At 39.9% G+C, this 18,648-nt stretch carries 34 protein-coding genes; 4 read left to right on the forward strand and 30 right to left on the reverse strand.

Going from position 1 to position 18,648, the window contains the following annotated elements:
* Nucleotides 1-169 precede the first annotated feature (169 nt).
* The 4 genes from FFM51_RS03140 to FFM51_RS03155 all read left to right on the forward strand — a co-directional run bounded on the left by FFM51_RS03140 (nt 170) and on the right by FFM51_RS03155 (nt 2,890).
* On the forward strand, nt 170-562 hold the full coding sequence (locus tag FFM51_RS03140; RefSeq protein WP_100070901.1) for a sigma factor-like helix-turn-helix DNA-binding protein: 393 nt from the start codon (nt 170-172) through the stop codon (nt 560-562).
* A gap of 80 nt (nt 563-642) precedes the next feature.
* Nucleotides 643-840: a helix-turn-helix domain-containing protein gene (locus FFM51_RS03145; RefSeq protein ID WP_100070900.1), complete on the forward strand. Its 198-nt coding sequence runs from the start codon at nt 643-645 to the stop codon at nt 838-840.
* Between the two features lie 512 nt (nt 841-1,352).
* A complete protein-coding gene (locus tag FFM51_RS03150; protein WP_137597197.1) occupies nt 1,353-1,580 on the forward strand; it encodes a helix-turn-helix domain-containing protein in 228 nt (75 codons plus the stop codon).
* Nucleotides 1,581-1,645: 65 nt separating this feature from the next.
* Nucleotides 1,646-2,890 carry a site-specific integrase gene (locus tag FFM51_RS03155; protein WP_100070898.1) on the forward strand — a complete coding sequence of 415 codons (1,245 nt, stop codon included), beginning with the start codon at nt 1,646-1,648 and terminating at the stop codon, nt 2,888-2,890.
* Between the two features lie 130 nt (nt 2,891-3,020).
* Here FFM51_RS03155 and rpsI read toward each other — a convergent pair whose 3' ends face one another.
* The 30 genes from rpsI to rpsS all read right to left on the reverse strand — a co-directional run bounded on the left by rpsI (nt 3,021) and on the right by rpsS (nt 18,615).
* A complete protein-coding gene (rpsI, locus tag FFM51_RS03160; protein WP_137597198.1) occupies nt 3,021-3,413 on the reverse strand; it encodes a 30S ribosomal protein S9 in 393 nt (130 codons plus the stop codon).
* Between the two features lie 13 nt (nt 3,414-3,426).
* Complete coding sequence (gene rplM, locus FFM51_RS03165; protein ID WP_137597199.1) at nt 3,427-3,870, reverse strand: 50S ribosomal protein L13; 444 nt, start codon at nt 3,868-3,870, stop codon at nt 3,427-3,429.
* 134 nt (nt 3,871-4,004) lie between these two features.
* On the reverse strand, nt 4,005-4,781 hold the full coding sequence (gene truA, locus FFM51_RS03170; protein ID WP_137597200.1) for a tRNA pseudouridine(38-40) synthase TruA: 777 nt from the start codon (nt 4,779-4,781) through the stop codon (nt 4,005-4,007).
* Nucleotides 4,781-5,581 (reverse strand): energy-coupling factor transporter transmembrane component T family protein, encoded by an 801-nt coding sequence (locus FFM51_RS03175; protein ID WP_137597201.1) that lies wholly within the window; start codon nt 5,579-5,581, stop codon nt 4,781-4,783. The genes truA and FFM51_RS03175 overlap by 1 nt, the downstream gene beginning before the upstream one ends.
* 2 nt (nt 5,582-5,583) lie before the next feature.
* Entirely contained in the window at nt 5,584-6,447 is an 864-nt protein-coding gene (locus tag FFM51_RS03180) for an energy-coupling factor ABC transporter ATP-binding protein (RefSeq protein WP_137597202.1), read from the reverse strand.
* Nucleotides 6,420-7,259: an energy-coupling factor ABC transporter ATP-binding protein gene (locus FFM51_RS03185; protein WP_137597203.1), complete on the reverse strand. Its 840-nt coding sequence runs from the start codon at nt 7,257-7,259 to the stop codon at nt 6,420-6,422. The genes FFM51_RS03180 and FFM51_RS03185 overlap by 28 nt, the downstream gene beginning before the upstream one ends.
* Nucleotides 7,260-7,481: 222 nt before the next feature.
* Nucleotides 7,482-7,865 carry a 50S ribosomal protein L17 gene (gene rplQ / locus FFM51_RS03190; RefSeq protein ID WP_137597204.1) on the reverse strand — a complete coding sequence of 128 codons (384 nt, stop codon included), beginning with the start codon at nt 7,863-7,865 and terminating at the stop codon, nt 7,482-7,484.
* Between the two features lie 27 nt (nt 7,866-7,892).
* Nucleotides 7,893-8,837, reverse strand: a complete 945-nt coding sequence (locus tag FFM51_RS03195; RefSeq protein WP_137597205.1) for a DNA-directed RNA polymerase subunit alpha — start codon at nt 8,835-8,837, stop codon at nt 7,893-7,895.
* Nucleotides 8,838-8,925: 88 nt separating this feature from the next.
* Entirely contained in the window at nt 8,926-9,315 is a 390-nt protein-coding gene (gene rpsK / locus FFM51_RS03200; RefSeq protein ID WP_137597206.1) for a 30S ribosomal protein S11, read from the reverse strand.
* 28 nt (nt 9,316-9,343) lie between these two features.
* A complete protein-coding gene (gene rpsM, locus FFM51_RS03205; protein WP_137597207.1) occupies nt 9,344-9,709 on the reverse strand; it encodes a 30S ribosomal protein S13 in 366 nt (121 codons plus the stop codon).
* Between the two features lie 31 nt (nt 9,710-9,740).
* Complete coding sequence (gene rpmJ / locus FFM51_RS03210) at nt 9,741-9,860, reverse strand: 50S ribosomal protein L36 (protein WP_010621648.1); 120 nt, start codon at nt 9,858-9,860, stop codon at nt 9,741-9,743.
* Nucleotides 9,861-9,904: 44 nt separating this feature from the next.
* On the reverse strand, nt 9,905-10,123 hold the full coding sequence (gene infA, locus FFM51_RS03215) for a translation initiation factor IF-1 (protein ID WP_041092824.1): 219 nt from the start codon (nt 10,121-10,123) through the stop codon (nt 9,905-9,907).
* Nucleotides 10,124-10,263: 140 nt separating this feature from the next.
* A complete protein-coding gene (locus FFM51_RS03220; protein ID WP_137597275.1) occupies nt 10,264-10,914 on the reverse strand; it encodes an adenylate kinase in 651 nt (216 codons plus the stop codon).
* A gap of 34 nt (nt 10,915-10,948) precedes the next feature.
* Nucleotides 10,949-12,247, reverse strand: a complete 1,299-nt coding sequence (secY, locus tag FFM51_RS03225) for a preprotein translocase subunit SecY (protein WP_137597208.1) — start codon at nt 12,245-12,247, stop codon at nt 10,949-10,951.
* The gene (rplO, locus tag FFM51_RS03230) at nt 12,247-12,681 is read right to left on the reverse strand and encodes a 50S ribosomal protein L15 (protein WP_137597209.1); all 435 of its coding nucleotides are present in this window, start codon (nt 12,679-12,681) and stop codon (nt 12,247-12,249) included. The genes secY and rplO overlap by 1 nt, the downstream gene beginning before the upstream one ends.
* Nucleotides 12,682-12,713: 32 nt before the next feature.
* Nucleotides 12,714-12,896 (reverse strand): 50S ribosomal protein L30, encoded by a 183-nt coding sequence (gene rpmD / locus FFM51_RS03235; protein ID WP_137597210.1) that lies wholly within the window; start codon nt 12,894-12,896, stop codon nt 12,714-12,716.
* 13 nt (nt 12,897-12,909) lie between these two features.
* Nucleotides 12,910-13,410, reverse strand: coding sequence for a 30S ribosomal protein S5 (gene rpsE / locus FFM51_RS03240; protein WP_137597211.1), 501 nt, complete (start codon nt 13,408-13,410; stop codon nt 12,910-12,912).
* A gap of 21 nt (nt 13,411-13,431) precedes the next feature.
* Nucleotides 13,432-13,797 carry a 50S ribosomal protein L18 gene (gene rplR, locus FFM51_RS03245; RefSeq protein ID WP_307722376.1) on the reverse strand — a complete coding sequence of 122 codons (366 nt, stop codon included), beginning with the start codon at nt 13,795-13,797 and terminating at the stop codon, nt 13,432-13,434.
* Nucleotides 13,798-13,826: 29 nt separating this feature from the next.
* Nucleotides 13,827-14,363, reverse strand: a complete 537-nt coding sequence (rplF, locus tag FFM51_RS03250; RefSeq protein WP_137597213.1) for a 50S ribosomal protein L6 — start codon at nt 14,361-14,363, stop codon at nt 13,827-13,829.
* Between the two features lie 30 nt (nt 14,364-14,393).
* Nucleotides 14,394-14,792, reverse strand: a complete 399-nt coding sequence (gene rpsH / locus FFM51_RS03255) for a 30S ribosomal protein S8 (protein ID WP_137597214.1) — start codon at nt 14,790-14,792, stop codon at nt 14,394-14,396.
* Between the two features lie 35 nt (nt 14,793-14,827).
* On the reverse strand, nt 14,828-15,013 hold the full coding sequence (locus FFM51_RS03260) for a type Z 30S ribosomal protein S14 (RefSeq protein WP_137597215.1): 186 nt from the start codon (nt 15,011-15,013) through the stop codon (nt 14,828-14,830).
* 18 nt (nt 15,014-15,031) lie between these two features.
* The gene (rplE, locus tag FFM51_RS03265) at nt 15,032-15,574 is read right to left on the reverse strand and encodes a 50S ribosomal protein L5 (protein WP_137597216.1); all 543 of its coding nucleotides are present in this window, start codon (nt 15,572-15,574) and stop codon (nt 15,032-15,034) included.
* A 27-nt stretch (nt 15,575-15,601) separates the two neighbouring features.
* Nucleotides 15,602-15,910: a 50S ribosomal protein L24 gene (rplX, locus tag FFM51_RS03270; protein ID WP_137597217.1), complete on the reverse strand. Its 309-nt coding sequence runs from the start codon at nt 15,908-15,910 to the stop codon at nt 15,602-15,604.
* Between the two features lie 34 nt (nt 15,911-15,944).
* Nucleotides 15,945-16,313, reverse strand: a complete 369-nt coding sequence (gene rplN, locus FFM51_RS03275; RefSeq protein ID WP_137597218.1) for a 50S ribosomal protein L14 — start codon at nt 16,311-16,313, stop codon at nt 15,945-15,947.
* Between the two features lie 51 nt (nt 16,314-16,364).
* Nucleotides 16,365-16,631, reverse strand: a complete 267-nt coding sequence (gene rpsQ, locus FFM51_RS03280) for a 30S ribosomal protein S17 (protein ID WP_137597219.1) — start codon at nt 16,629-16,631, stop codon at nt 16,365-16,367.
* 24 nt (nt 16,632-16,655) lie between these two features.
* On the reverse strand, nt 16,656-16,862 hold the full coding sequence (gene rpmC / locus FFM51_RS03285; RefSeq protein ID WP_137597220.1) for a 50S ribosomal protein L29: 207 nt from the start codon (nt 16,860-16,862) through the stop codon (nt 16,656-16,658).
* On the reverse strand, nt 16,852-17,286 hold the full coding sequence (gene rplP, locus FFM51_RS03290; RefSeq protein ID WP_137597221.1) for a 50S ribosomal protein L16: 435 nt from the start codon (nt 17,284-17,286) through the stop codon (nt 16,852-16,854). The genes rpmC and rplP overlap by 11 nt, the downstream gene beginning before the upstream one ends.
* Before the next feature lie 2 nt (nt 17,287-17,288).
* On the reverse strand, nt 17,289-17,960 hold the full coding sequence (gene rpsC / locus FFM51_RS03295; protein WP_137597222.1) for a 30S ribosomal protein S3: 672 nt from the start codon (nt 17,958-17,960) through the stop codon (nt 17,289-17,291).
* A 12-nt stretch (nt 17,961-17,972) separates the two neighbouring features.
* The gene (gene rplV, locus FFM51_RS03300; RefSeq protein ID WP_041092793.1) at nt 17,973-18,320 is read right to left on the reverse strand and encodes a 50S ribosomal protein L22; all 348 of its coding nucleotides are present in this window, start codon (nt 18,318-18,320) and stop codon (nt 17,973-17,975) included.
* A 13-nt stretch (nt 18,321-18,333) separates the two neighbouring features.
* On the reverse strand, nt 18,334-18,615 hold the full coding sequence (gene rpsS, locus FFM51_RS03305; protein ID WP_137597223.1) for a 30S ribosomal protein S19: 282 nt from the start codon (nt 18,613-18,615) through the stop codon (nt 18,334-18,336).
* Nucleotides 18,616-18,648 lie beyond the last annotated feature (33 nt).

An 18,648-nucleotide genomic window follows, 5' to 3' on the forward strand; every position in this document is an offset into this window, starting at 1 on the left:
TTGAAGACACATTAGAATCTATGTTTTAAAAAAAGGACGAGAGGCTTTTCTATTTACACATAAAATTTGACACTCTCTCTAAAAAAATCAAAATTTAATGCAATATTCTTTAAATCGGTTTCACTTTGAAAAAATTATATGTATTTGTTTGGTAAAAGGAGGATTTGTTATGTCTGATCAAGATGTCAAACAAGCATTTTCACATTATGCCAAGCTGTCACTCGTGAACAAAACTCGCTCAATCTACACTCAGGAACAACATCAGGTTCCTAAAGTACCATTAAACGAGGAAACAGTGGAGTACCCGATCAATGAAGGCCCACCAACTATTAAATTAATAACAGCGGAACAAGCTATTCACCTTGAGGAATACCTCATTAACGAACGGTTGATCATTGCAATAGCCAGATTAACCGATGCTCAAAAGAAATTACTTTATTACAAATACGTTGAACAACTTTCAGATAAGGCAATTGGTCAGATTCTTCATGTCAGCAGTCAAGCGATTTCCAAACAGCATCGCAAGGTGTTGAGCAAAATCGGCTCAACATTCTTCGACTAGTTTAACCATAAAAATTCGGTCTCCCCCAACACTTCTAAGAATTAGACGACCCAAATCTAACTCTAGGAGAGCGAATTGCAATGAATTATACCGAAACGATTTACGCAGCCCAGCATGGCGACCCACTTGCTATGGCTCAGCTGATAAAAGAATTTCAGCCATTAATTATTAGCATCACTTGTCGGGGGCATTCAGTTTTTGATGAGGATCGTTATCAGATATTAACTGAACAATTTATTCGAACAACCTACAAGTTTAATTTGGAACGTTATTTGTAGTTAGACGAGAAGCAGATTAATCTTTTTTGATTAATTTGCTTTTTTGGTTTCATTTCTCATCCTTTATTTGTATGTATATAGTGAACAGGAAATATTACCTGTGAGCCCTTTGACAACTGAATATTGCTACCCTAACTTTCTTACTTTACTTGAACTGTTGATCTGTGGACGCCATGACCAGAACTGCGAGCGCCACCCACACTTCAACTACGATTTTTAACTAACAATCGTACAAATTAAGTAGATAATGATACTTCCGCGAGGCTCCCACGTAAGCAGGAGAGGTGCAATTCCTATGTCCGTTAGTGACGGAACTGGGTAGCAAGGTCTGACAGCACCATTAAACTGTTGCACTATTTTTTGAAAGGAAGTGAAATCAACACCCGACTTTTTTAATTCTCCCCCATTAGTCATTCATACCTGATTGGAGATGATACACTATCGCTACTTCAGAATTCACGATCACAATCAGTGATCAACAACAAGATAAACTACGTGCCGAAATCTATCAAATGATCATGGGTGAAGTCAAGCGAGTAAGGACTGATGCCGCCATTGGTACCCGCTATCTTAAGAAAAAGGATCTTTTTAATTACTTGCAAATTGCCAACAATACTTTAGATAGCTGGATTGCTCAGGGCCTACCATCGATCACAATTGGTGGTTGCATTCGCTTTGATCGCTCATCTGTTGATGATTGGTTAATAACTAGAGCTGACGAAATGAAGCATATGAGTTAAAATAACTTTGAAGCCTTACGTTCGCTCTGAAAAATTTCAATTAATTTTTTTGGAGGAATGTAGTTATGACTATTAGTAAAACAAAATCTGGAAGTTATCTTGTAGAAGTGCAATACCCGAAAAAGCTTAGACCATTTTTCGACAACAAACGCCGCTACAAGAAAACACTGCCAAGTCTCAAGACAGCTAAGATTCAAGAAGCTAATGTGTTGATGCAAATTGAACAGGTACGAAAGGATGATAGCCCGCGTTCATTGGAAACTAAAGGAGAAATGTTATTTAGCGATTTTTACCACAACGTCTTCATGGATATTTATGTTAAGGGTGCGACTGGACGGACACGCGTTGTCCCTACAACTGAGACAATCGATTATCAAAAATCAATTTTTAGACTTCATATTCTACCGATGTTTGGTAATTACTCATTGAATTATCTGAACAATCATAAGGAAATTGTCATCAATGAATTGACGATGAAATCTGCCACTTTTAGCAATATTCGCAATATCAAGAGTTACACACGCCAAGTGTTTGATCTCGCCGAAGCAATGGATTATATCGAATATAATCGCGTTGGTAAGGTTCTAAACATGGTTGCATCTCCTTACCATGACCAATTAAAAAAGCAGCGTCAAGCGAAAGGAGAAGCACTCACGGCGCAAAAGTTGCTCGACTGGCTCGAAGCGCTAGAGGAAGACTATCAAGCCGGTAAAATCACGTTGATGCAGCATTTACTCTTCTTGCTAACTTTACACGTTGGTGACCGTAAGAGTGAAACCTATGGCTTACAGTGGCGTCATATTGACTTGAAAACTAATTCCCTGTTCATCATTCAAAGTCTTTCTAAATCTAAGAAGCTCAAAGACACTAAGGGCCATAAGTTCACTCAGCTAACTATTCCAGAAGAACTAGTTAGTGAGATTGCAGAATGGAAGGCACAGCAAGCCGAAGAGTTAGCGCAAATTGGAATTGAGCAAACACCTGACCAATTTGTATTCACGTATACCGATTTTCGTGGTCACATGAATGTTCCCTTACATTCCGACTATTTGAATTATCGAATCAAGTCGATCCATCATCGTCATCCAGAATTGGCTAAATTACACCCACACAAGTTGCGTCACACTTTTGGTACACTTGCCCGTGAAGGTGGTGCTTCCCTCGAAGATATCTCCGAAGCACTCACTCATTCCGACGTAGCAACGACAAAAATTTACGTCAATACGCCGGATGTCATTTCCACTAAGGTGCACGAAATGTTCGTAAATCGATTAAAAAAAGAAAGTACAAAAAAACGCCAGATTATCTAATCTGACGTTCAACATTCTCATTGAGATAATATTTACCCCAAACCTTACCCCAAAGTTAAATTTTCTGAGCGAATTTTGCCAATTGGGGTAAAAGTTAAAACCGTAATCAGGCTTGTTATAACGTGCCGGATTAACGCTTTGAGAACTGACTAGCCTTACGAGCTTTCTTCAAGCCTGGTTTCTTACGTTCCTTCATACGAGCATCACGGGTTAATAAACCAGCGCGCTTCAAAGGTCCACGGAAATCTGGGTCAACACCCAACAAGGCACGGGCGATACCGTGACGAGTTGCACCAGCTTGTCCAGAGAAACCACCACCTCTAACGTTAACTAAAACATCATAGGTACCAGTTGTTTCTGTTGCTGTGAATGGTTGCAAAACTACTTCTCGTAAGTTAGCAAATGGAATGTAATCTACGATATCTTTCCCGTTCATTGTGATTTTACCTGAACCGGGTACTAATCGAACACGTGCAGTTGAATTCTTACGACGGCCTGTGCCGCTATATTGTACTTGAGCCAATTCCATTTCCTCCTTAGATTAAGTTTGTAATGTCTAATACTTCAGGCTTTTGAGCTTCATGCTTGTGATTTGCATCAGCGTACACATGGAGCTTCATCCCCATTTTACGACCAAGCGTATTGTGAGGTAACATTCCCTTAACTGACATTTCAATCAATTTTTCTGGGTTCTTTGCTCTCAAATCACCAGCTGAACGTTGCTTTAAACCGCCAGGATAATCTGAGTGACGATAATACATCTTGTCAGTCGCTTTGTGTCCAGTTAATTTAATTTGAGATGCATTAATAACAATCACATTGTCACCCGTATCCACATTAGGGGTGAAAGTAGGTTTGTTTTTGCCGCGTAAAATTGATGCAACTACTGTTGATAAACGTCCCATAGGTACGTCTGTAGCATCAACAATATACCATTTACGGTCAATTTCATTTGGATTTGCTAAGTAAGTCGTTCTCAATGTTGAATCCTCCATTTTCTGTTATCTTCGTCAACGTATAAGCGTACCGGGCCCATTAGGTGGACAAAGAATACCAACGACTAGTTTACTTTAAATTTGCCGTTCCGTCAATGCTTTTCGATATAATCTTGGGATTAATTTTGAGGAATGTCATAACCTACGTTGACTAAATATAAACCATTAGCTGGTGCTGTCCACCGAGCTAGCTGGCGATCTTTGCCAGCAAGCACCCTTGGAATATCATTAGCCGGCCGTTGACCAGTACCAATTTCCAATAAGACGGCGACCATGATTCGAACTTGATTATACAAAAAACCATTGCCAGCAAATTCCAACACAATTTCATTATTGGCTTCATCACGCACCACAGTTGCATCGTAAATTGTGCGCACATTACTTTTAACGTGGCTACCGGAAGCAACAAAACTAGTAAAATCATGTTCACCAATTAAGTCCTTCACTGCTACCTGCATTTTAGTAATGTCTAAGGGATATTTAAAATGGCCAGTATAATTACGCTTAAATGGATCTACAAACTCACCCTGCGACACGCGATAACGATAACGCTTATGGTGAGCACTATACCGCGCATGAAATTCATCTGTAACAACTTCTACCTTTTTAACTAACACATCAAGTGGTAATGAGCTATTGAGTGCTTTCAATAATGCTGTTGGTTTAATTGTAAATGGTAAATCAAAATGCGCCACTTGGCCAAGTGCATGAACTTTAGCGTCTGTTCTTCCTGACGCAATAATTGCAATCGGTGGTTGGGGCTTTTTTGCGATTTTATTAACCGCGTTGGTCAATACCAGCTCGACAGTACGTTGATGTGGCTGCACCTGCATACCAGCAAAGTTAGAACCATCGTAGGCAAATGTGATTTTATACCGCGTTTTCTTTTCGTTCATTAATAGTGTCTAACTCCCGCTAAAATTATTGTTACTACTAGCATTAATATACATGCTAATGTATCTTGACGATGCCATTTAAGCATCCTATATTTAGTTCTTCCTTCACCACCGCGATATCCTCTAGCTTCCATTGCAGTAGCCAATTCATCAGCACGATTAAATGCGCTGATAAATAATGGAATTAAGATGGGGACCACCGACTTGATTCGCTTCCAAATACTGCCCGAACCAAAATCTACTCCTCTAGCTCGCTGTGCATTCATAATCTTTTGAGTTTCATCAAGTAAGGTCGGGACAAACCGAAGTGCAATTGACAACATTAAGGCTATTTCATAAACGGGAACCTTAATTTTAACCAGTGGTTTCATTAATGATTCGACTGCATCAGCAATTAACAATGGTGGCGTTGTGAGCGTTAAAACAGTCGACATACAAATAATCAGTAAAAACCGGCAAAAAATATAGCCACCATTAATTAAGCCAAACTGAGTAACTGTAAAAATACCCCAATGCCAATATGTATGCCCCCCACTACTAAACAGCATCTGTAGCACGACAGTAAATAAAATAATCCAAATTAGCGGCTTAATCCCGTCCCAAAAGAAACTCAATTTAACCCGAGTCCCCAAAATAACTGCCAGAGTGAAGACTGCTAAAAAGGCATAAGAAATCCAATTATTGGCGAAAAAAATAATAATAATAAAATAAAAGCTAAGTGCCAATTTAGCCCGTGGATCAAGCTGGTGAATTCTAGAATTTGTTGGGACATAGCGTCCAAATAGGACCTTTGAAAACATGCTTACGACCCACTTTCTAACTGTTGTTTAATTTGTTGCGCTAGTTCAGCTACGGTTAGCGGAAACGGATCAAAAGAAAAACCGCGTTGCTGCAACCGCTGGGCAAACGCAGTTGTTTTAGGAACCATCAAATGATTATTTTTCAACCAAATTGGATCAACAAATATATCTCTTGGTGTCCCAACTTTAACAACCTCGCCATGATTCATTACTACTATTTTATCAGCGTACTGTGCCGCATCTTCCATTTGATGGGTTACCAAAATGACCGTTAAATGTTGTTGCTGTTGTAAACTTGCAAATAGTTCCATGATTTCTCGTTGACCACGTGGATCTAACCCCGCCGTTGGTTCGTCTAAAATGAGAGTGTGTGGCTGCATTGCTAAAACCCCAGCAATTGCCACACGCCGCATTTGACCACCTGACAATTCAAATGGTGATCGTTCGCTTAAGTCAGCATTCAAACCAACTAGTTCCATCGCTTCTAATGCCAATTCACGCGCTTGTGACTCACTTTTGCCAAAATTTTTTGGCCCAAATGCGATATCTTTAATGACAGTTTCTTCAAACAGCTGGTTTTCAGGAAACTGAAAGACAATACCAATATGCTGGTGTAGTTGTGCTAGCTGTCGATTGGTACTATTAGCATCGATTTGACTCTGGCCAATCAAAAGTCGACCACTTGTGGGTTTTAATAAACCATCAAGTAGTTGAATCAACGTCGACTTTCCACTCCCAGTATGACCAACAATAGCCGTGTACGAGTTTGATTCAATTGTTAAGTTAATGTTGCGCAGTGCGCTAACTTCAAACGGAGTACCTGGTTGATAAACAAACCCTACTTCGTTAAATTCAATTTCTGCCACAACCAATCCACCATCCTGTTGCTATCCATATATTCAGTCGGAGTTTGTAAATCTTCTTTTACCAACGCTCGCTTGATTTTTTCACCGTAAGGAACATCCAACCCTAGTTCAATCAAACGGTCACCCTGCATCAAAATCTCATTTGGAACACCCTTTGCAACCAATCGACCATCATCAATTAGCAAAATTTCATCTGCCATTGCCGCTTCATCAATATCATGTGTAATTGAAATCACAGTCAGGTGATACCGCTGCCGTAATTGCTGTAACAACTTTAAAATACTTTCTCGTCCCTCAGGATCCAGCATACTAGTAGCCTCATCCAGAATTAAAATATCTGGTCGCATAGCAACAACTCCTGCTAACGCCACTCGCTGCTTTTGTCCACCTGACAACGCAGCCGGTTCACGCTCAGCAAACTGACTCATTTCAACCATTTCAAGTGCTTCATTAACTTTTTCTATCATTTCATTGCGGGGCATATGACGATTTTCTAGCCCAAAAGCGACGTCGTCTGCAACCGTTGCACCAACAAATTGGTTATCAGGATTTTGAAAAACAAAGCCAATCTGTTTTCTAATCTCCCAAATATTTTCTTGTGCTACTAGTTGATCGTTAACAAAAATCTCACCTTGATCTAATTCTAAAAGGCCATCGATTGCTCGAGCCAAGGTACTTTTACCACTCCCATTATGCCCAACGATTGCAACCCAATCACCTCGCTTTATCTCAAAAGACAGGTTATGGATTACATCATTAGTTTCGTCTGGATAGTGATAAGAAATATTTGTAGCACGAATTATTGCTGTCATCTTATTCTTCGCTCCTGTGTTCACCGATAGCTCAATAATACCATATCCGACTAACCATCAAAATAAAACTAAAAAAATTTAAATAAAAAAATCACTTACAATTGCGGCGCACGAAACAAGTTTCGCATTCAAGCTAGACTAGGAAATTACTTTCCACCATCATAACGCTCTATACCATCAATCATAGTGATTCTTTATTACGTATTCAATTAATTTTAGAAATTAATCAACGAATTCCAAAATAACCATTGGTGCTGCGTCTCCACGACGTGGCATGGTCTTGTAAGTTCGTGTGTATCCACCATTACGATCAGCATATTTAGGTGCTAATTCTTCAAATAGGTTTTGAAGAGCAGACTGTACACGAACATCATCACCGTCTTCTTTAACATCTGCAACAACGTTACGGATGAAAGAAGCGGCCTGACGACGAGCATGCAAATCGCCACGCTTACCTAGCGTGATCATTTTTTCAGCGGAACGACGAACTTCCTTAGCACGGGCTTCGGTAGTTTCGATCCGACCATTGACGATTAAATCAGTAGTTAAATCACGTAATAAAGCTTTCCGTTGTGAACTTGTACGACCTAGTTTACGGTAACTCATGAACTGGCTTCCTCCTTTTGTGAATAATTAATCTTCTTGGCGAAGTGATAATCCTAAATCAGATAATTTAGCCTTAACTTCTTCCAGTGACTTACGTCCTAAATTACGAACCTTCATCATATCAGCTTCTGAACGATCAGTTAATTCTTGCACAGAATTAATTCCGGCACGCTTAAGACAATTATATGAACGAACAGATAAATCTAGTTCTTCAATTGTCATTTCTAACATTTTTTCCTTATGAGTCTCTTCTTTTTCGACCATAATTTCAGCATTTTTGGCAGTATCTGTTAGATCAACAAACATAGATAAATGCTCTGTTAAAATTTTAGCAGCTAAACTAACTGATTCACTTGGCGTAATAGAACCATCTGTCCAAACATCAAGTGTTAATTTATCATAATCGTTACGTTGGCCGACACGAGCATTTTCAACTGTGTAGTTTACGCGTTCGATTGGGGTATAGATGGAATCAATTGGCAAAACACCGATTGGAAGATCATCCATGCGAGCTTTGTTATCATCAGCTGAAACATATCCACGACCCTTATCAGCAGTCATTTGAATATGCAACTCAGCTCCATCAGCGACAGTAGCAAGATGAAGATCTGGATTCAATACTGTTACGTCACCATCAGTTTGAATATCACCGGCAGTAACTTCAGCAGGTCCTTTAACATCAATTTCCAATGTTTTATCTTCTTCAGTATCAATCTTCAAAGATACCTTTTTCATGTTCAAAATAACTTGAGTTACATCCTCCGTAACGCCCTCAACAGTCGAGAACTCATGTAACACACCATCAATTTGAATGCTAGTAATCGCAGCCCCAGGAAGTGACGCAAGTAAAATCCGACGCAGTGAATTCCCAAGAGTTGTACCATAACCGCGCTCGAGTGGTTCTACGACAAACTTGCCATAGTTATTACTTTCATCAACTTTGTGAATGTTTGGTTTCTCAAATTCGATCATTCTTATCTTTTACCCCTTTCAAAACGTGGTTCGTTATTAATACGAAATTACATTGGTATGAAGAACTTCTCCACGGAAATGCATTGAATTAAACACGACGACGCTTTGGAGGACGAGAACCATTATGTGGCACTGGTGTCACATCACGAATTGCGCTAACCTCAAGTCCAGTTGTTTGAAGTGCACGAATAGCAGCTTCACGACCAGAACCTGGTCCCTTGACAGCAACTTCGACAGTCTTCATGCCGTGTTCCATTGATGCTTTAGCAGCAGCTTCTGCAGCCATTTGGGCAGCGAACGGTGTTGACTTACGGCTCCCCTTGAATCCTAGAGATCCAGCTGAAGACCAGGCAACGGCGTTTCCTTGCATATCCGTAATCATAACTAATGTATTATTAAAAGTTGAATGGATGTGAGCCACACCGGATTCAATATTCTTTTTTACTCGACGCTTACGCGTACCTTTTCTTGTAGCCATAGAAATGTTAAACCTCCTTTTCTACTAATTATTTTTTGCGGCCAGCAACTGAAACAGTCTTACCCTTACGAGTACGAGCGTTGTTTTTTGTGTGTTGTCCACGAACTGGTAAACCACGACGATGACGCATGCCACGATATGAACCAATTTCTTGAAGTCGCTTGATATTCAATGATACTTCACGACGAAGATCACCTTCAACCTTTAATTGGTCAACTTCTGTCCGGATCTTATCTTCCTGATCTGGAGTTAAATCACGTACACGAACATCCTCAGAAACCCCAGCATTAGTTAGAATTTCTTGAGCAGTTGTATCGCCAATTCCGAAAATATAAGTTAATCCGATTACGATTCGCTTGTCGCGAGGTAAATCGACACCTGCAATACGAGCCATTAATTACTGCACCTCCATTTCATTAATAAAATTACTTACCTTGACGCTGTTTGTGCTTAGGATTTGCAGAGCAAATCACCATAACACGGCCATTACGTTTGATCACTTTACAGTGTTCGCACATTGGCTTTACTGATGGTCTTACTTTCATCTGAATAACCTCCTAGAAAGTTAAAAGTCCAATACTTGATTATTTTATTTAAAGCGAAATGTGATTCGTCCCTTAGATAAATCATATGGTGACATTTCAACTTGAACACGATCTCCAGGTAAAATTTTAATATAGTGCATTCTAATTTTACCGGAAACATGAGCCAAGATTTCATGACCATTTTCCAATTCAACTTTAAACATTGCATTTGGTAAAGTTTCTGTTACTTTACCTTCAATTTCGATAACGTCGTCTTTTGCCACTAACAGGTTCCTCCTTGCTGAAACTTTTCAAAAATTGACGTAAAAATGGTGGAAACACTGTTCCACCTTGCATTTTTCTAGCTAAACCTAAAGTAGTTTACCACAGGTTACTAATCAAAGCAAGAATGGCCACCGGCCTCCTATAAATTCGTCAAGATTTTTTGTACAGCTTGATAAACCTGACCGATTTCTTGTTCACCATCAACTGTGTGCAAAACACCAGCCTTAGTATAGTAATCAACCAGTGGTGTATTCATTTTAATGTTTACATCCAACCGATTCTTTACTGTTTCTGGCTTGTCATCTTCCCGTTGGTAGAAGTCATGATGTCCGCAAACATCACAAGTTCCTTCAACCTTAGGTGGATTATAAAGTCGATGATAAGTTGCACCACAATTTCGACAAATGAATCTCCCCGTTAATCGTTGTGTTAAAACAGCAGGATCAACGTCGATATTCAAAACTGCATCCACATGACGATTTGACTCGCTAAGCATCTGATCCAAAGCCTTAGCTTGAACTAAATTACGTGGATAACCATCCAACATAAAGCCATCATCTGTATCAGCTTGAGCTAATCTTTCTTGGACAATTCCATTTGTTACTTCATCGGGAACCAATTCACCTTTATCAATAAAGGCTTTGGCTTGTAGTCCCATTGGAGTTTCATTTTTCATTGCGTCCCGAAAGATATCGCCAGTCGAAATATGCGGAATTTGAAACTCTTCAACAATCTTCTGAGCTTGTGTGCCTTTACCAGCACCCGGTAACCCCATCAAGATTAGATTCATTGTACTCACTAGATTTTGCCTCCCATTATCTGAACTATTCTCTAATAAAACCAATATACTCCCGTTTCATCATTAAACCATTCAGCTGACGAATCACGTCCAAAGCAATCTGGACAATAATTAACAAACTAGTTCCGCCTAATCCAATCGATTGACTTAGGTTCCAAATGTTGCTAGCTAACAATGGAATTAATGAGATAACACCTAAGAACAACGCTCCAACCGTGCTTAAACGCATCAAGAGCGATGAAACAAAGCTTTGTGTCGCTTTACCTGGCCAAACGCCAGGTATATAACTACCCTGTTTTTGTAAATTTTCAGCTAATTTTTCGGGATTAACCTGAACAAAAGCATAGAAAAACGTAAACAGGACAATTAATACAATATAAAGTGTTGTTCCACTGGTTGTCTGCATATTAAAGATATTAGTCATAATTTGATACCATCGATCACCACTATGATTTTGCTGGAATGCCATCAAAATTGTTTGTGGTGTCGAAACGAAAGAACCTGCAAAGATAACTGGAATAACACCAGCAACGTTAATCTTTAAAGGTAAATAACTACTTTCGGGAGCTGCCGTTGTTCGACGAGTATACTGCATTGGTAATCTTCGCTCAGCTTGTTGAACCCAAGTAACGAAAGTAACAATGATCAACAAGGCAACAACAACTAACGCAACAAAACCAATTCCCATCCATAGTTCACTTCCAGAAGCACCAACAATTTGATCGTCCCATAACTGCTTGATTCCAGTTGGCATCTGAGCAATAATTCCGGCAAAAATCAGCATGGAAACACCATTACCCAAACCGCGCTCGGTAATCATGTCACCCATCCAAGTAGCTAACATTGTTCCAGCCGTCAAAATCAACCCAATCATTAAATAGGTTTTTAGACCAGGATTATTAACTAGCTTCAGTGTGCTCAATGCATTAAACCCAGCAGTGATTCCAATCGATTGGATAAATCCAAGTACAATTGTTAACCACCGTGTCGCTTGGTTCAGCTTTCTACGGCCAACCTCACCTTGTTTACTCCACTCAACAAACTTAGGCACAATGTCCATTTGTAACAGTTGAACCACAATTTGCGCTGTAATGTAAGGTGAAACTCCCATCGCGAACAATGAATAGTTTTCCAACCCACCACCACTAAATGTGTTCAAGATAGATGCTAGTCCAGTGGACGCAACTTCCTGAAGTGCAGCCGCATTGATTCCTGGAACGGTAATATACGCACCTAGTCGATATACAACTAAAACAAACAAAGTAAACATGATCTTCTTACGAATATCTTTGACTTTGAATGCATTTTTCATAGTTGTGAACATTAAATCACCTCAGTTTTACCACCTGCAGCTTCAATTGCTGAAACAGCAGAAGCAGAAAACTTGCTTGCTTTGACAGTCAACTTCTTTGACAACTCACCGTTGCCCAGAATTTTAACGCCATTCTTTTCGTTTTTGACAATTCCATTTTCAACCAATAATGCTGGTGTAATTTCGCTACCATCATCAAACTGGTTTAATGCTGAAAGATTTACAATAGCAAATTCTTTGTGATTGATATTTGTAAATCCACGCTTTGGAATTCGACGATAGAGAGGCATTTGGCCCCCTTCAAATCCAACACGTGTTTTGCTACGAGCCTTTTGACCCTTTTGACCACGGCCAGATGTTTTACCATTACCGGCTGACGTCCCTCGACCACGACGAACTCGTGTTCCACGGGCACCCTCGGCAGGTTGTAATTCATGCAACTTCATTTGGTAGGCACCTCCTTGTATATTTTAGTAAACTACTTAACTTCTTCAATCGAAACTAAGTGAGCAATTTTAAAAATAGCGCCGCGAGTTGCTGCATTATCAGGTTTGATAACCGAACTATTCACGCGTCCTAACCCTAACGATTTAACAATTGCACGTTGAGCTGGAAGACGGTGGGCCACGCTACGAATTAAAGTAATTTTTACTTGAGCCATAATTGTCCTCCTACTATTGTGCTAAGTGTTCGAGTGAAACGCCACGCAAAGCTGAAACTTCTTCTGCATTTCTAAGTTCTTTTAATCCTTCAAATGTTGCGCGAACAACGTTAACAGGAGTATTAGAACCTAATCGTTTTGAAGTTACATCAGCAACACCGGCCAATTCCATGACGGAACGAACAGCGCCACCAGCAGCAACTCCAGAACCTTCAACAGCTGGCTTCAACAAGATTCGGCCACCACCATAAACACCAAGCACTTGGTGTGGCAAAGTTGTTCCAACGATTGGAACCTTAATCAAGTTTTTCTTGGCAGCTTCAACAGCTTTCCGAATTGCTTCGGGAACTTCTTGCGCTTTACCAGTACCAAAGCCAACGTGGCCCTTCTTATCGCCGACAATTACTAATGCGGCAAAGCGAAGACGACGTCCACCTTTAACAACTTTAGTGATCCGGTTGATAGAAACAACATTATCTTCAAGATCTAATTTTGATGGGTCAATAAATGCCATTACGGGTTATTCCTCCTTTTCTTAGAACTTCAATCCATTTTCACGTGCTGCTTCAGCTAAAGCTTGAACACGTCCGTGATATAAGTAGCCACCACGATCAAAAACAACGTCAGCAATATTCTTAGCTGCACCGCGCTTGGCAATTAATGTACCAACCTCAGTTGCTTGTTCTGTCTTAGTTTTGCCACTTACTTCACTGTCTATTGTGGAGGCACTTGCGAGCGTCACACCCTCTACATCATCAATTAATTGAGCGTAGATGTTTTTGTTTGAACGAAAAACATTTAAGCGTGGGCGCTCCGCAGTACCAGAGATCTTACCACGAACGCGTGCATGACGACGTTGGCGGGTTTTGTTCTTATCTGGTTTTGTAATCACAACAGTCACCTCTTTATTTTATTTATTAATGTTTAAGACTATTTACCAGTCTTACCTTCCTTACGACGAACAAATTCATCTTCATAACGAATACCTTTACCTTTGTAAGGTTCAGGTGAACGAACTGAACGAACTTCCGCAGCAAAGTCACCAACCGCTTGTTTACCAATTCCACTAATCTTAATTGTAGTGTTATCAGGCACTTCAAGTGTTAGTCCTTCTGGAGTATCGAATTCAACAGGATGTGAATATCCAACAGCCAAAGTTAATTTTTTACCCTTTAATTGTGCACGATATCCAACACCAACAAGTTTCAGTGTTTTTGAAAAACCATTCACAACACCTTCAACCATGTTGTTTACGTTGGCACGAGTTGTTCCATGAATAGCACGCGTCTTATTGTTGTCATCAGGACGTTCAAACTTAACTTCGTTACCATCAACATTCATTGTGATGATTGGAGAAACTGTTCGTGTCAATGAACCTTTAGGTCCTTTAACCGTCACTTCATCACCATCACGTTTAACTTCAACACCGGCTGGCAATTCAATTACTTTATATCCAATACGACTCATTATGTGCACCTCCTTACTATATTTATTGTATTACCAAACGTAGGCGAGAACTTCGCCACCGACTTTTTTAGCACGGGCTTCTTTATCAGTTACAACACCTTGTGAAGTAGAAATAATAGCAATTCCTAAGCCGTTTAAAACCTTAGGAACAGCGTCAGCCTTAACATATGAACGTAACCCTGGTTTTGAAATACGTTTCAAACCTGAGATAACGCGTTCGTTGTCTTTGCCATACTTTAAGAATACACGGATGATACCTTGCTTATCATCATCCACATACTCGACATCGCGAACAAAACCTTCATTTTTCAAGATTTCGGCAATGTCATGCTTAATTTTTGATGCAGGAACTTCTAATGATTCATGACGAACCATGTTCGCATTACGGATGCGAGTCAAGAAATCTGCAATCGGATCAGTCATAGACATCGATGTTTATCCTCCTTTTTGTTGGTTTAAATTGTTTACCAGCTAGCCTTTTTCATACCAGGAATTTGACCCTTGTGGGCAAGATCCCGTAAGCAAATACGGCATAAATGGAATTTTTGATAAACAGAGTGTGGACGTCCACAACGTTCACAGCGTGTGTACGCCTGTGTTGAAAACTTAGCTGGACGCTTGTTTTTAGCAATTTGTGATTTTTTTGCCAATTTGTGGAACCTCCTTATTTACTTAGCAAATGGCATACCTAACTGTGCCAACAATTCTCGTGATTCCTCATCAGATTGGGCAGTTGTAACAATTACAATATCCAATCCGCGAACCCGATTAACATTATCATAATTAATTTCTGGGAAGATTAATTGTTCTCTAACCCCTAAAGTGTAGTTACCGCGACCATCAAATGCTTTGTTGCTAACACCATGAAAATCACGAACCCGGGGGAGCGAAACATTAACCAATTTATCCAAGAAATCATACATGCGTTCGCCACGCAATGTAACTTTAGCACCAATTGACATTCCCTCACGAAGACGGAAGCCGGCGATTGACTTTTTAGCCTTTGTAACTAAAGGTTTTTGGCCAGAAATCAATGATAATTCTTCAACAGCCTCATCAAGATTTTTAGCATTTGTCGTTGCATCACCAACACCCATATTCAAGACAATTTTGTCAATTTTAGGTGTCTGCATAACAGAAGTGTAGTTAAACTTTTCAACTAATGAAGGTGTTACTTCATTAACATACTTTTCCTTCAAACGGTTCACCATGAAGTTTTGTTCCTCCTTCCTTAAAAATTAATCAAGAGTTTGTCCTGATTTCTTTGCCACGCGTACTTTTTTGCCATCAACAACTTTAAAACCAATACGAGTTGGTTCGTTATTTGAAGGGTCAACAAGCATGACATTTGAAACTTGAATTGGCGCTTCTTTATCAATTACGCCGCCTTGTGGATATTCATTACTAGGTTTTTGGTGTTTTTTCACCATATTGACGCCTTCGACAATCACACGGTTATCCTTAGCCAAAGTTTTCTTAATTGTTCCTTCTTTGCCCTTGTCTTTTCCGCTGATTACTCGAACTTTGTCACCAGTTTTTACAAACATGTTGATTGCGCACCTCCTTATTTTTAAGATGAATTTACAGTACTTCCGGAGCTAATGATACGATTCGCATGAAGTCATTATCACGTAGTTCACGAGCGATAGGTCCAAAGATACGTGTACCTTGTGGGCTCTTATCATCCTTAATAAGTACAGCTGCATTTTCATCAAATTTGATATACGAACCATCAGTACGATGAAGACCTGATTTTGTCCGAACAACGACTGCTTTGACAACGTCACCTTTTTTGACAACGCCACCTGGTGTTGCTTGTTTTACAGTAGCAACAATAATATCACCAATATTTCCTGTTTTAACTCGTGAACCACCTAAAATTTTAATTACTAGGATTTCACGGGCACCAGAATTATCAGCAACTTTCAACCGACTTTCTTGTTGAATCACGGCTATGTCCTCCTTCCATCTTCAAATCAGAATACGAATTTAAGTGACGATTTAGATATTAACTGTTTTTTCAACAATCGAAACAAGACGAAAGCGCTTCTTAGCAGAAAGTGGTCGAGTTTCCATAATCCGAACAATATCGCCAGTTTTAGCTTCGTTATTCTCATCATGTGCATAGAATTTCTTTGAATATTTAACTCGCTTGCCGTAAATCGGAGCGTTCTTGTATGTTTCGATCTTAACAGTAATGGTTTTATCCATTTTATCAGAAACGACGCGCCCTTGGTATACCTTACGGGCATTACGTTCTTCAGCCATACGTTAATCCTCCTTTTTCGTATTCTAGTTATTTGATTCTTGTTGACGAAGAACTGTTTTAACTCGTGCAATGTCTTTACGAACTTGCTTTAGACTTGCAGTGTTCTCCAACTGACCAGTAGCCAATTGAAAACGTAGGTTAAACAATTGATCCTTCAAATTCTTTTCTCTATCAAGCATTTCAGCAGTGGTTAATCCATTTAATTCTTGTACGAAATCTTTAGTTTTCATTTGATTCGCCACCTACTTCCTCACGTTTTACAATCTTAGTTCGAACTGGTAATTTGTGACTTGCTAAACGTAATGCTTCGCGGGCAACTTCTTCAGAAACGCCACCTACTTCAAACATTATCTTGCCACGTTTTACAGGAGCAACCCAGCCTTCAGGTGCACCTTTACCATTACCCATTCGAACACCTACACCTTTTGCAGTGTAAGATTTGTGAGGGAAAATCTTAATCCAAACTTTCCCACCACGTTTCATATAACGGTTCATCGCAACACGGGCTGCTTCAATTTGACGGTTAGAAATCCAATGTGAATCTAATGATTGGATTCCGTACTCACCAAAAGTGACAGTCTTGCCACCTTTTGCCTCGCCACGCATGTGACCACGGTGCTCACGACGAAACTTTACTCGCTTTGGTATTAGCATGTTTATTTCCCTCCTTGCTCTTTAGCGTTTGTTTGAACGCCTTTCTTATCTGGAAGAATTTCTCCCCGATAGATCCAGGTTTTAACACCTAATTGACCATATGTTGTATGTGCTTCGTCCCATGAATAATCGATATCAGCACGTAAAGTATGCAGTGGAACTGTTCCATCAGAATATGACTCAACACGTGACATGTCGGCCCCATTCAAACGACCTGCGACTTGCGTCTTAATACCCTTAGCACCTGAACGCATTGTCCGTTGCATTGCACCACGCATTGCGCGACGGAAAGCAACACGACCTTCAAGTTGACGAGCAATACTTTCACCAACTAAATGAGCATCTAAATCAGGCTTTTTAATTTCCACAATATTGATGTGAACACGTTTGCCTGTAAGTTTGTTTAGTTCTTTACGAAGTGCTTCTACTTCTGAACCACCCTTACCAATAACCATTCCTGGTTTGGCTGTATGAATTGAAACGTTAACACGATTAGCAGCACGTTCAATTTCAACGGTTGAAACAGAGGCATCAGCAAGTCGTTTTGTGATATATTTGCGGATCCGTAAATCTTCATTTAGGAAAGTAGCAAAATCTTTTTCTGCATACCATTTTGCTTGCCAATCACGAATGACGCCAACACGGAATCCAGTTGGATTAATCTTTTGACCCACTTGTTATTCCTCCTATTTTTCTGATACAACCACTGTAATGTGACTTGTTCGTTTGTTAATTGGTGAAGCTGACCCTTTGGCACGAGGACGGAAACGTTTAAGCGTTGGTCCTTCATTTGCAAAAGTTTCGCTAACAACCAATGATTCACGATCCAAATCAAAGTTATTTTCAGCGTTTGCAACAGCAGATTTTAAAACTTTTTCAACATCTGAAGATGCACCACGAGGAGTGAACTTCAGAATTGCAAAGGCTTCAGCAACGTTCTTACCACGAATAGTATCTAATACCAAACGTACTTTACGAGATGAAACTCGTACGGTTGTAGCAGTTGCTTTAGCTGATGTGATTTGTTCTGCCATAATTCACCCTCCTTTATTTAGTTCCAGTTGTTTTATCGGCACCAGAGTGACCGTGGAATGTCCGTGTAGGAACAAATTCGCCAAGCTTATGTCCGACCATATCGTCTTGAACATAAACTGGTACGTGTTTGCGTCCATCATAGACAGCAAATGTGTAACCAATGAAACTTGGGAAAATTGTCGAACGACGTGACCATGTCTTAATGACCGTTTTCTTTTCTTGATCTGCTTGTGCTTCAACCTTTTTTAATAGGTGAGCATCGGCAAAAGGTCCTTTTTTCAAACTACGACCCATTTTGTTACCTCCTCTCGGACTTTACGTTGCAAT

The organism is Paucilactobacillus kaifaensis, from assembly GCF_005405145.1.
GTDB classification, from domain to species: Bacteria; Bacillota; Bacilli; order Lactobacillales; family Lactobacillaceae; genus Paucilactobacillus; species Paucilactobacillus kaifaensis.